Here is a 12082-nt window from a genome sequence, read left to right on the forward strand (position 1 = left end):
CCTGGGGCCTGTCGGGCTGACCGATCGTCGCGAGGAACACGGGATTCGCAGTCGATCAGCGGGACGTTCGACAGGTGCCGGGTGGCGGGATCATGACGGGCATTGTACGGCCAAGCGTCAGTGGCGGCAAAATGCCGGGGCCGGCTCACCCCAGTGCCACGGCCTCGATGCCCGGTGCCAGGCGTGTTGCCTGGAGCGTCCAGTCGGCGTGGTTGTTGACCTGGCCGTGCTCGCGCAGCGAACGGATCCGCGCCAGGTCCAGGCGGGCCAGTTGCCAGCCCGGGGTGGCATCCCCGGCGATGGTCAGCACCCCGTCCGGCGGGAAGCCGTGGTCGCAGGGCGTGTAGACGCCGGCAAAGCCGATGTTGATGTCCACCGCCGGCGACCACAGCGCCTCGCCGACCGTCGGCGACTGCACCACCGCCACCTGCTGTTCGATGGCGCGGGCCTGGGCGCTCAGGCGCACCCGCTGGTAGCCGGCCTGGGTGTCGGTGCAGCTCGGCACCAGCAGCAGCTCGGCGCCGGCCTCGACCAGGGCCCGGGCCAGCAGGGGAAACTCGCTGTCGTAGCAGATCAGCACGCCCAGCCGCCCGGCCGGGGTGTCGAAGACCCTGAGCCCGTCGCCGGCGGCCACGCCCCAGTCGTCGTTCTCGAAGCGGGTCATCACCTGCTTGTCCTGGTGGCCCAGGCCGCCGTCGGGACCGCACAGCCAGGCCCGGTTGACGAAGCGGCCGTCATCGAGGCGCCAGGGCAGCGAGGGGGCCAGCAGGGTCACGCCATGTTCGACGGCCAGCGCGCGCCAGCTGTCGACGAAGGCCTCGCGCAGCGGCTGCAGGCCGTGCAACTGGGCCGCCAGGTCGCCCCGCTCGGCCTCGGGCAGCAGCGACGCCAGCTCCATGGCGCCGTACTCGGGGAAGACCAGCAGCTCGGCGCCGCGGCCCGCGGCGTCCTGGACCCAGCGCGCCGCCTTGGCGCGGAACCCGGCGATGTCGTCGAAGGCCTCGATCGGGTACTGGGCGGTGGCCACCGTCACCGGGCGCTCGCGGGCCGGCCTCATGTGCCCAGCGCCTTGAGCCAGAAGACCATCGGCTTGGCGGTCTCCTCGGCCTCGTCCAGGTCCTTCCAGGCGAAGGTGGTGGACAGCGAGGGCGTGCGACGGTAGCCCCGGGAATGCCAGAAGCCATGCAGCGGACGGTAGTCGGCCGGCTTGCGGGGATGGTCGTCGGGGCGCTCGACGGCGCAGAAGGCGGCGAACCCGAATCCCTCCCCGGCGGCATGGCGCTCGCGGGTTGCCATGAAGGCCTTGCCGATGCCCTGGCCGCGGTACTCGGGCAGCAGCACCGACTCGCCGTAGTAGAAGACGCGCTCGGGGCGGTAGCCGGCGGCCTCGAAGGGGCTGCGGAACTCGTCCACCTCGTCGACCAGCGGTTGGCCGGTGGCCGCGCCCACCAGGGTCTCGCCGTCGAACGCCAGCACGAAGAGGCTGCGCGGGTTGCGGGCGTAGCGGTCCAGGTACTCGGCCTCGTAGGCCAGGTCGCCGTCGTAGAGGTAGGGGTAGTCGCGGAAGACCCCGATGCGCAGCCGCGCCAGGGCCTCGAGGTGCGGGGCGATGGCCCGCCCCTGCAGGGTGGTGAGGGTGATGGCCGTCATGGGCAGGTCTCCTGGATCGGGGCGCTCGCCGGCGACCCTAGCAGCTGGTGGGCATGACGCCAATCGCCTCGGCGACGGCCGGCATGCCGGGGGCGACACTCGCCGTCAGGGACGGCGGCCCGCCAGCATGACCACCAGGCCGGCGACCAGTCCCCAGAAGGCGGCGCCGATGCCGCCGGGACTGATGCCCGAGGCGGTGACCAGGAAGGTCACCAGGGCGGCGTCACGGTGCCCCTCCGCGCCCAGGGCATCGGCCAGGCCGGCCCCCAGGGTGGGCAGCAGGGCGAGGCCGGCGATGGCCATCACCAGCTCGGCGGGAAAGGCCGCGAACAGGGCGGTGACGGTGGCGCCGAACAGGCCCAGCAGCAGGTAGAACCCGCCGGCCGCGATCCCGGCGGTGTAGCGCCGCCCGGGCTCGGCGTGGGACTCCGGTCCCAGGCACACCGCGGCGCTGATCGCCGCCAGGTTGAGGGCGAAGCCGCCGAAGGGCGCGAGCGCCAGGGAGGTCAGGCCGGTGCCGCCGATCAGCGGCGAGACCGGCGGGGAGAACCCCGCCGCCCGGATCACGGCGATGCCGGGCAGGTTCTGCGAGGCCATGGTGACCACGAACAGCGGCAGGCCCACGCCGATCATCGCCGAGGCCGAGAAGGTCGGCGCGGTGAAGACCGGCTGGGCCAGGCGCGGGGTCACCTCCTCGAGGTGCAACAGCCCCTGCGCCTGGGCCACCAGGCACCCCGTCGCCAGCACCAGCGGGATGGCATAGCGCGGCCACCAGCGCTTGCCCAGCAGATAGGCCAGGCACATCGACAGCGGCAGCACCAGCCGGTGCTCGAGGGTCGCGAAGAGGTCGAGCCCGAAGCGCAGCAGCACCCCGGCGAGCATGGCCGAGGCCAGCGCGCGGGGCAGGCGATGCATGAGTCGCTCGAAGAGGCCGGTCACGCCGCACAGGGTGATCAGCGCCGAGGAGAACAGGAAGGCGCCGATGGCATCGCTCATCGCTACCCCGGGCAGGCTGGTTGCCAGCAGGGCCGCCCCCGGGGTCGACCAGGCGGTGAGCAGCGGCATGCGGTAGCGCAGCGAGAAGCCGATGGAGGTAAGGCCGGCGCCGACGCCCAGCGCCCACAGCCAGGAGCCGATCTGCGCCTGGCTGGCACCGGCCGCCTCGGCGGCCTGGAAGATGATCACCGCCGAGCTCGAGTAGCCGATCAGCACGGCGATGAACCCCGCGGTCAGGGTCGAGAGGCTGCCGTCGCGCAGGCAGGCGAGGCGACGGCGAAGCGGCAGGTCGGAGGCTGGCATCGAGGGCTCCCGGGAACGGATGTGCGCTATAACGCACGATCGCGGCACGATACCACCGTGCGTTATCACGTACAATGGCGCCCACCGTAGCGACACGCACCACACGGGAGGCAGGCCGCATGCAGGAGATCTCGCAGCACATCGCCGACCGGCTCCGCTGGCTGCGTCGCCAGCAGGGCTGGAGCCTGGATCGCACCGCCCGGGAGACCGGCGTCAGCAAGGCCATGCTCGGCCAGATCGAGCGCGGGGAGTCCAGCCCCACCGTGGCCACGCTGTGGAAGATCGCCAGCGGCTTTCGCGTGTCCTTCTCCAGCCTTCTGGCGCCGACGGCGAAGGCGTCGGGCGAGGCGGCGATGGCCGCTCCCGCGCGGCGTGCGGCATGGGGCGAGGATGCCGCGGGCATGCAGGTCGTGCCGCTGTTTCCCTTCGACCCCGTGCTTGGCTTCGAGCTGTTCGTCATCACCCTGGCACCGGGGGCGCTCAGCGAGTCGGCGCCCCATGCGCCGGGCGTGGTGGAGCACCTGGTGGTGGTCGAGGGCACGCTCGAAGTGTGCCTGGCGGGGCAGTGGCAGCGGCTCGGCGAGGGCGAGGGGCTGCGCTTCGCCGCGGACCGTCCCCACGGCTATCGCAATCCCGCCGCGCCCCCCGTGCGCTTCCACGACGTGATCCACTACCCGCGCGGGGCCGGCGACGGCTAGCGCCTGCTGTCGCGGTCGTCGAGCGTCGCCAGCGCCTCGGGCCGGTACTGCTCGAGCAGCGCCCAGAGCCGCGCGGCGGTGTCGAGATCCGCTTCGCCGCGATGATCGGCGGGCCGGTAGCGCATCTGGAAGGCGCGCAGCGCCCCGCGGGTCTCGGCATCGAGGCTGCCGCTGGGCGTGACCGCATAGCCCCAGGCCGCCAGCGCCCGCTGCAGGGTGGTCAGGGACGGCGGCCGGTCGGCCAGCGCCCGGCGATGGCGGGCGACGCGGGCCGCGTCCGGCCAGGTGCCGATGCCGGCGGCGAAGAGCCGGCGCCAGGGAAAGGCGGGACCCGGGTCGATCTTGCGGCTCGGGGCGATCTCGGCGTGGGACAGGATATCGGTGGCGGCGATGTCGTGGCGGGCGATCAGGTCGCGCAGCAGCGGGATCAGGGCGGCGATCTGGGCGTCGGGGAAGGGCGCCCAGCGGACCGGTTCGCCGGCCTCGACCGCGGCGAAGGAGCGGTCGGGCCCCGGGTTGACGATCTCGATGCCGATCGAGGTGTCGTTGAGGTGACGGCGGCCCGCCCAGGCGCTGTCGCCGGCATGCCAGGCGCGCCGCGACTCCTCCACCAGCCGGTAGACCAGCGGCTCCCCGCGGTGGTGGCGTGCCGGCCGGGGCAACAGGTAGTGGGTACTGACCCGCGGGCCGGTGAGGATGGCCAGGGACTCGGCCTCGTCGGCATCGGTGTAGTGGAGCACCAGGTGATGCACGCGGCTGGAGTGCGACGGGGCCGGGTGGCGGGTGTCGACCGCATAGCCGGCCTGGGGGCTGATGCCCCCCTGGCGGGCGCAGCCGCCGATCGCCAGGCCCAGCAGCAGCACGACCAGCAGGCGCGCGGGCATGGCGTCAGCCTCCCCAGGGCGTGGAGCGTACCAGCAGGCCGAGGGCCAGGGTCGCCGACACGCTGAGCAGGGTGCCCAGCAGCACGTACTCGGTGAGCTTGCGGTCGCGACGCTCGCGGAGGTCGCCGAAGCGCAGCACCGACTTGGCCGTCAGCAGGAAGCCCACGGCGGTCAGCTCGTCCAGCAGCACCAGGGTCAGCACCAGGAAGCGCTCGAGCATGCCGATGCGGGCCCCGGCGGCGACCAGGGTGCCGGGGTCGGCGACCTCGTCGCTCCAGGGCCGCATGGCCAGGGCGATGGCGATGGCCATCGGCCGGGTCACCAGCAGGTAGGCGCCGGCCAGGGTCAATGTCTGCGGGGTGGCCAGCCAGGCCGCGGCCTCGGTCAGCGGCCGCAGGCTGCCCAGCCAGGCGAGCCACAGCCCCACCAGCACCCCCAGGTGCAGCAGCTGGTCGAGCAGGAACCAGCGCAGCCGGCGCGGGTCCAGGTGCGCCTTGCCCAGGTCGATCAGCGCATGGCTGGTGGCCACCAGCAGGGCCCCGGCCAGGGCGAGGCCCGGCGCGCTCCCGGCGATGCCGAGCACCAGCAGCACCAGCAGGCCATGCAGCCCGGCGTGCAGGTAGAGGGCCCGTGAGCGTCGCTTGTGGCGCTGTCGCGAATCGACCCAGCGTCGCGGCTGGAGCAGGAAGTCGCCGCTCAGGTGGGCCAGCAGCAGGCCGAGCAGGGTCGCCAGTTGCGGGGCGGTCATGGGGCAGGGCCCTCCGTGGCCAGGCGGTGTCGGAAGAAGTCCAGGGTATCGTCCAGCAGCGCCCAGCGGGCGGTGCGCAGGCGCTTGTGCACGCTGGGCTGGCGGATGCCCAGGCGTTCGGCCATGGCCTGCTGGGAGTCATCATGCCACAGGCTCAGGCAGACGATCTCGGCGGAGTAGCGAGACCAGCCATCGACCAGCTCGTCGACATAGCGGACCAGCAGGGTCAGGGCCGCGTCCCCGGGCATGCCGGGGCGGGTCAGGGCCAGGTGCGCCGCCCCCTCGGCCAGGGCATCCAGGGCCCGGCCGGAGGCCACGAACACCGGCCCGTCGGCGGAGGCCAGGGTACGCTCGGCCTGCCAGTCGTCGCTGCCCACGGCCATCGCGACCCGGGCATCCCAGCGCCGCTCGTCGGAGTGCATGATCAGCGCGGCGCGCAGGGCCACGGCGGCATCCAGGGCCGCGCCGGCCACGGGCAGGGCCAGCTGGAAGCCATCCCCCCGGTAGCGCTCGAAGCGGCCGCCGTAGTGCTCGGCCAGGCGGCCCAGGATGGCATCGAGCTCCCGGTAGAGGGCCTGGGTATCGGCGATCCGGCGCGACGCGATGACGTCCCCGGTCAGCACGGCGATAGGCTGCCTCATGGGCACTCTCCGGTCGGTGATCTCGTCTCAATGATAGCCTTTTATATCTATTTTTCAATTTTATAGCCAATAATGGCTATATGATCATTATATAGCTTATAAGGGCTATGAATGTCGGCGTGCCAGGGCTAGCCTGGAGAGCGGTGGTCGAGGTAGCGGCGCAGCCGGCGGGCGTTGGTCACGGCGTGCCCGGCGGCGTCGTTGTTGAAGTAGGCGTAGACGTCCGTGCCGTCGTCGCGCAGGGCGCGCAGCCGCCGGGCCTGGGCGGTGAGGTACTGGGGCGAGTAGCGGCCGCGGTCGTGATCGCCGTGGAAGCGCAAGTAGGTCCAGTCGGCGGTCAGGCGCCGGGGATGATCGACCAGGCCATCGTGCCAGCACAGGGCGGCGTGATGCGTCTCCAGGACTCGATAGACCGCCTCGCACCACCAGGAGGCGTCGCGGACCTCGATCGCCCAGCGGTAGCCGGGCGGCGCCGCTTCCAGGAAGGCCGCCAGTCGCCCGGCGTCGACCCGCCAGCGCCCCGGCAGCTGGACCAGGATCGGCCCGAGCCGGTCGCCCAGCGGGTCCACCCGTTCCACGAAGTGGCCGATGGTCGCCTGCGGCGCCTTGAGCTTCTTCATGTGGCTGCCATAGCGGCTGAACTTGACGGCAAAGCGAAACGCCGCCGGCACCGCGTCTCGCCAGGCCTGGACGGTGGCGGCCGTGGGCAGCCCGTAGAAGGTACTGTTGATCTCCAGGGTCGCGAAGTGCTCGGCATAGTGGGCGAGCCAGCGCTCCCGGGGCAGGGCGTCCGGGTAGAAGACACCACGCCAGTGGTCGTACTGGTACCCCGAGGTGCCGATATGCACGTTGCTGCGCTGGCGCATGGTGCCTCCCCGCCCCCGGCAGGCAGGCGAGGGCGCAGGGACAGGATGGCCCCCCGCCGCCGGTGTCGCCAGGGGGGAACCGCCTCAGGGCTTGCGGTAGGCCTCGACCAGGCTCGCCGGGTCCGCGTCGGCGTGCCCGTGGCCGGCGTGGCCGCGCATCAGCTGAGCGGCCAGGGCGCTCATCGGGGTGGCGCTGGTGACCCGCCCGCTCTGGGCCACGGCCATGTCCAGGTCCTTGAGCAGGGTGCGCAGGTGCCAGGGGGGCGCGGCGAAGTCGCTGGCAGCCATGCGCGGGGTGAGGATGCGAAAGGGTCTGGAGTCGGCGAAGCCGCCGGCCAGCGCCTCGGTGAGCCGATGGGCGTCGACCCCGCTGGCCTCGGCCAGGGCCACCATCTCGGCGATCACCGCCGCCTGGCAGCCGACGATCATCTGGTTGCACACCTTGGTCACCTGGCCGCTGCCCACCGGGCCCATGTGGGTCACCCGGGCCGCCAGGGGGGCGAGCAGGGGCCGCACCGCCGCGACATCCTCGGCGGCACCGCCGCACATGATGGCCAGCTGCCCGGCCTCGGCGCCGGCCACGCCGCCGGAGACCGGGGCATCCACCCAGGGCACGCCGTGATCGGCCGCCAGGCGCGCGGCGAAGCGGCGGGTGGCCTCGGGGTCGCTGCTGGAGAGATCGACCAGCCGCTGGCCGGCGCGGGCATGGGCCGCCACGCCGTCCTCGCCGAACACCACCGCCTCGACGACGGCGGTGTTGGCCAGGCACAGCAGGATCACGTCCGCGTCGGCCACCAGCTCGCCGAGCGAGCCGGCCACTCGGGCGCCGGCCGCGGCCACCCCCGCGGTCCTGTCCGGGGAGCGGTTCCAGACGCCGACGTCGTAGCCGGCGGCCAGCAGGCGGCGGGTCATGGGGTCGCCCATCAGGCCGATGCCGATGAAGCCGAGGCGGGGGTGGGACATGGGGGCTCTCCGCAGGATCAGGGAAGCCCACAGCATGCTTGATGGAAGGGATTTCCATCAAGTCATGGCCGGTGCCCGGTGCGCCGCCATGATGCAATGCGGCATTCGTGGGGATCGCGATGGTGCGGCCGCTCGCCCCCGGCGGAGGTGAAGGCGCAGGGAGGTAGTATCAGGAATTTATTAAATAGCTGATATTGAAGGGAAGGCGTGGAAAGTGGCGCGACCCTTGTATGGTAAAAGGCATGAGGTGGCCGGCAACCCGGGGTCAGCGGTTCGCGCCGTTGCCCCCGGCGGTCACCGGGTCGTCAGGCGTGGCGCCACTGCGCGGCGGGCGACATCACCAGTGAGCTGGCGTGCTCCACCTGGCCTCCTTCGGGGGGCCTTTTTTATGGCTGCCGATGGGGCCTGTCGGGTCATGACGGGCTGGACGTCGTCGCGGCCATCGCCTAGCGTGAGGGATTCCCCTCGTCTCGCGAAGCTCCGCATGCCATGTTGACCTATTCCCTGGCTCACTGGATGGCCTTCCTGTCCACGGCGGTCCTGCTGAACCTGTCCCCGGGGCCCGACCTGGCCTTCCTCCTCGGCCAGACGGCGCGCCATGGCCGCCGCGGTGGCGTGGCCGCCATGCTCGGCGTATGGAGCGGTGCCGGTCTGCACGTGGCCATGGCGGCGTTGGGGCTCTCGGCGATCCTGGCCACCTCGGCGCTGGCCTTCTCGCTGGTCAAATGGGTCGGTGCCGCCTACCTGGTCTGGCTGGGACTCCAGGCCCTGCTGGCACGAACCGGGGCCGCCGAGTCCCCGCCCACCGGCGTCGCTCCCGGGGCGCGCACGATCTATCGCCAGGGCATCCTGGTCTCGCTGCTCAACCCCAAGGTGGCCGTGTTCTTCCTCGCCTTCCTGCCCCAGTTCGTGGAGCCGGCGGCCGGCCCGGCCGGTCTGCAGCTGGCCTTCCACGGCCTGCTGATCATCGCCGTGGCCGCCGTCATCGAGCCGCCGCTGGTGCTGGCCGGCGCCGGGCTGGCCGGGGCGCTGCGCGGCCGTCGTCGTCTCGGAACCTGGCTGGAGAAGGGGCTGGGGACGGTGTTCGTGGCCCTGGGAGTGCGTCTGGCCCTGAGCGAGCGCTGACGCCGCGGGGAGAGCCATGCGACTCAGGATACTCTCCGACCTGCATCTGGAACATTTCCCCGGGGGCCGCGAGCTGCCGCCGGTGGCCTGCGATGTGGTGGTACTGGCCGGCGACATCCATGTCGGCTGTCAGGGCCTCGCCTGGGCAGCCGCGCGCTTCGCCGGCACGCCGGTCCTCTACGTGCCCGGCAACCACGAATTCTACGGTGCCTGCATGGCGACCCTGCGCGCCGAGCTGGCCGTCGAGGCGGAGCGGCTCGGCATCCACCTGCTGGACAACCGCAGCCTCACCCTGGGCGGCGTGCGCTTCCACGGCCTCACCCTGTGGACCGATTTCGCGCTCGATGACCAGGCGCCCGGCGATATTTCCGCATTGGCGGAACGGGTGGCGCGCCGGTTGATGCCGGACTTTCGGCTCATCGAGCAGCCGGCGGGCGCGGTGTTCACCCCGGCGGAGAGCCGGCGCCTGCACGCGGAGGCACTGGGCTGGCTGTCCGCCGAGCTGGCCAGGCCCGTCGACGGCCCGCGGGTGGTGATCAGTCACCATGCCCCCCTGGCCGATTGCATCCCGGAGCACTATCGCGGCGACCCGTTGTCGCCGGCCTTTGCCTCTCGGCTCTCGAGGCTCATGGGGCGAATGGATCTCTGGATCCATGGCCATGTGCACGTGCCGCTGGACCTGAGGGTCGCCGGCACCCGGGTCATCGCCAACCCCGGCGGGTACCCGGGCGAGCTCGCGTCACCGCCGTTCCGGCCCGACCTGGTGATCGAGGTGTGAGATCGGCCCGGCGCCGGTAAGATCGAGGCGTCGAGGATAGCGGGCGAGGAACGGCGGTGGCGTCACGACAGGGGTTCATCCTGACCCGGCACTGGCAGGACACGCCCGAGGGCATCGAGGTCGCGTTCTGGCTGGCGACCGACGCCGGGCCGCTCCGGGTACGATTGCCGCACCGGCCGTCGGTGGCCTTTGTGCCGGCGGAGCAGCGCGAGCAGGCGGCGGCCGTCCTCGGCGCCGCGCCGGATGTCGAGCTGCGGCCACTCGCGCTGCGCGATTTCCAGCATCGCCCGGTGCTGGGGCTCTACGGCCGGCAGCACCGCCGGCTTCTCGCCCTGGCACGCCGCCTGAAGGACGCCGGCGTGGTGGTCTACGAGGCCGACATCCGCCCGCCGGAGCGTTACCTGATGGAGCGCTTTATCACCGCCTCCGTCAGTGTCGAGGGTGAGCCGGACGGGCAGGGCGGCCTGGTGGCGGCGCGCCTCGGGCCCGCCGCCGACTATCGCCCCCGGCTGCGGCTGGTCTCGCTGGATATCGAGACCAGTGGAACGGGGGAGCTCTACTCCATCGCCCTGGAAGGGGGCGGGCAGCGCCGGGTCTTGATGCTGGGCCCGCCCAACGGCCGCGCCGAGGGGCTCGACTTCCGCCTCGACTACTGCGCGAGCCGCGCGGCGATGCTCGAACGCTTGAACCAGTGGTTCGCCGAGCACGACCCGGACGCGATCATCGGCTGGAACCTGGTGCAGTTCGACCTGCGGATCCTCCACGAGCATGCCCGGCGCTGCGGCGTGGTGCTACGTCTGGGCCGCGGCGGGCAAGCGCTGGAGTGGCGTGCCCAGGGCCACCAGACCGGCCGCTATGTGGCCTCGGCGGCGGGACGGCTGATCATCGACGGCATCGAGGCCCTGCGCTCGGCGACCTGGCAGTTCCCCTCCTTCAGCCTGGAGAACGTGGCCCGCACCCTGCTGGGCGAGGGCAAGGCCATCGACAACCCCTACCAGCGCCTCGACGACATCCTGCGCATGTTCGCCGAGGACAAGCCGGCGCTGGCACGCTACAACCTCAGGGACTGCGAGCTGGTGACGCGGATCTTCGCGACCACCGAGCTGCTGGATTTCCTGCTGGAGCGGGCCAGCGTGACCGGGCTTCCCGCCGACCGCAGCGGCGGGTCGGTGGCGGCCTTCACCCACCGCTACCTGCCGCACCTGCATCGCCTGGGCCTGGTGGCGCCGAACCTCGGCGAGGGCCAGCCAGACGAGAGCCCCGGCGGCTTCGTCATGGACTCCCGGCCCGGCCTCTACGACTCGGTGCTGGTGCTCGACTTCAAGAGCCTGTATCCCGCGATCATCCGCAGCTTCCTGATCGACCCGGCGGGGCTGATCGAGGGCCTCGCCGACCCCTCGGACGCCGCCTCGGTGACGGGCTTTCGCGGCGCGCGCTTCTCGCGCACGCGGCATGCCCTGCCGGCCATCGTGGCGCAGCTGTGGGAGGGTCGCGAGGCCGCCAAGGCCGCCGGCAACGCGCCGCTCGCCCAGGCCCTGAAGATCATCATGAACAGCTTCTACGGGGTGCTGGGCTCGAAGGGCTGTCGCTTCTTCGATTCGCGGCTGGCCTCGTCGATCACCCTGCGTGGCCACGAGATCATGCGCCGCACCCGGGCGCTGATCGAGGCCGAGGGATATACCGTTATCTACGGCGATACCGACTCCACCTTCGTCTGGCTCGGCGGCGCGCATCCCGAGGCGCAGGCGGCGGCGATCGGCCGTCGCCTGGTGGCCCACGTCAATGCCTGGTGGCGGGAGCACCTGGCCGACGAGTACGGCCTGGAGAGCGCCCTGGAGCTGCAGTTCGAGACCCACTATCGGCGCTTCCTGATGCCCACCATCCGCGGCACCGAGGCGGGCAGCAAGAAGCGCTATGCCGGGCTGGTGCGGGACGCGGCCGGCGATGAGCGGGTGGTCTTCAAGGGCCTGGAGGCCGTGCGCAGCGACTGGACGCCCCTGGCCAAGCAGTTCCAGGAGGAGCTCTACCGGCGCATCTTCACCGGCGAGCCGTATCGGGACTTCGTGCGCGACTATGTGCAGCGCACCCTGTCCGGCGACTTCGACGATCGGCTGGTCTATCGCAAGCGCCTGCGCCGGCGGCTCTCCGACTACCGGCGCAACGTGCCGCCGCATGTGCGAGCCGCCCGGCTCGCCGATGCGGTCAACGATCAGCGGGGGCGGCCGCGCCAGTACCAGCAGGGCGGCTGGATCCGCTACGTGATGACAGTGGCCGGGCCGGAGCCCCTGGAGCGCCGGCGCTCGGCCATCGACACCGACCACTACCTGAACCACCAGCTGCGCCCGGTGGCGGATGCCATCCTGCCTTTCGTGGGCGACGACTTCGCGGCGCTGATCGATCGCCAGCTCGGCCTGTTCTGAGTCGGGTTTG

The 12082-nt window shown here is 72.0% G+C and carries 12 protein-coding genes; 4 read left to right on the forward strand and 8 right to left on the reverse strand.

Annotation, left to right across the window (positions count from 1 at the left end; all coding sequences use genetic code 11):
* Window positions 1-145: 145 nt before the first annotated feature.
* The 3 genes from QWY76_RS12265 to QWY76_RS12275 form a co-directional block, all read right to left on the reverse strand.
* Window positions 146-1057: a carbon-nitrogen hydrolase family protein gene (locus tag QWY76_RS12265; RefSeq protein ID WP_290311518.1), complete on the reverse strand. Its 912-nt coding sequence runs from the start codon at window positions 1055-1057 to the stop codon at window positions 146-148.
* Window positions 1054-1650 (reverse strand): GNAT family N-acetyltransferase, encoded by a 597-nt coding sequence (locus QWY76_RS12270; protein ID WP_290311519.1) that lies wholly within the window; start codon window positions 1648-1650, stop codon window positions 1054-1056. The genes QWY76_RS12265 and QWY76_RS12270 overlap by 4 nt, the downstream gene beginning before the upstream one ends.
* A gap of 105 nt (window positions 1651-1755) precedes the next feature.
* A complete protein-coding gene (locus QWY76_RS12275; protein WP_290311520.1) occupies window positions 1756-2949 on the reverse strand; it encodes a benzoate/H(+) symporter BenE family transporter in 1194 nt (397 codons plus the stop codon).
* A 119-nt stretch (window positions 2950-3068) separates the two neighbouring features.
* Here QWY76_RS12275 and QWY76_RS12280 point away from each other — a divergent pair, with 119 nt between their 5' ends.
* On the forward strand, window positions 3069-3647 hold the full coding sequence (locus QWY76_RS12280) for a helix-turn-helix domain-containing protein (RefSeq protein ID WP_290311521.1): 579 nt from the start codon (window positions 3069-3071) through the stop codon (window positions 3645-3647).
* Here QWY76_RS12280 and QWY76_RS12285 read toward each other — a convergent pair.
* The 5 genes from QWY76_RS12285 to QWY76_RS12305 all read right to left on the reverse strand — a co-directional run bounded on the left by QWY76_RS12285 (window position 3644) and on the right by QWY76_RS12305 (window position 7749).
* On the reverse strand, window positions 3644-4531 hold the full coding sequence (locus QWY76_RS12285) for an N-acetylmuramoyl-L-alanine amidase (RefSeq protein ID WP_290311522.1): 888 nt from the start codon (window positions 4529-4531) through the stop codon (window positions 3644-3646). The genes QWY76_RS12280 and QWY76_RS12285 overlap by 4 nt on opposite strands.
* 4 nt (window positions 4532-4535) lie before the next feature.
* On the reverse strand, window positions 4536-5279 hold the full coding sequence (locus QWY76_RS12290; RefSeq protein ID WP_290311523.1) for a DUF3307 domain-containing protein: 744 nt from the start codon (window positions 5277-5279) through the stop codon (window positions 4536-4538).
* Window positions 5276-5920: a hypothetical protein gene (locus QWY76_RS12295; protein ID WP_290311524.1), complete on the reverse strand. Its 645-nt coding sequence runs from the start codon at window positions 5918-5920 to the stop codon at window positions 5276-5278. Before QWY76_RS12295 ends, QWY76_RS12290 begins: the two co-directional genes overlap by 4 nt.
* Window positions 5921-6048: 128 nt before the next feature.
* On the reverse strand, window positions 6049-6786 hold the full coding sequence (locus QWY76_RS12300; RefSeq protein WP_290311525.1) for a DUF72 domain-containing protein: 738 nt from the start codon (window positions 6784-6786) through the stop codon (window positions 6049-6051).
* 84 nt (window positions 6787-6870) lie between these two features.
* On the reverse strand, window positions 6871-7749 hold the full coding sequence (locus tag QWY76_RS12305) for an NAD(P)-dependent oxidoreductase (protein WP_290311526.1): 879 nt from the start codon (window positions 7747-7749) through the stop codon (window positions 6871-6873).
* 489 nt (window positions 7750-8238) lie between these two features.
* Here QWY76_RS12305 and QWY76_RS12310 point away from each other — a divergent pair, with 489 nt between their 5' ends.
* From QWY76_RS12310 to QWY76_RS12320, 3 genes are read left to right on the forward strand one after another with little or no spacing between them, the layout of a single operon-like run.
* A complete protein-coding gene (locus QWY76_RS12310; RefSeq protein WP_290311527.1) occupies window positions 8239-8874 on the forward strand; it encodes a LysE family translocator in 636 nt (211 codons plus the stop codon).
* A 16-nt stretch (window positions 8875-8890) separates the two neighbouring features.
* Window positions 8891-9652: a metallophosphoesterase gene (locus QWY76_RS12315; protein WP_290311528.1), complete on the forward strand. Its 762-nt coding sequence runs from the start codon at window positions 8891-8893 to the stop codon at window positions 9650-9652.
* 56 nt (window positions 9653-9708) lie between these two features.
* The gene (locus tag QWY76_RS12320) at window positions 9709-12072 is read left to right on the forward strand and encodes a DNA polymerase II (RefSeq protein WP_290311529.1); all 2364 of its coding nucleotides are present in this window, start codon (window positions 9709-9711) and stop codon (window positions 12070-12072) included.
* Window positions 12073-12082: the final 10 nt, after the last annotated feature.

It is taken from the genome of Halomonas maura (assembly GCF_030409305.1).
GTDB classification, from domain to species: Bacteria; Pseudomonadota; Gammaproteobacteria; order Pseudomonadales; family Halomonadaceae; genus Halomonas; species Halomonas maura.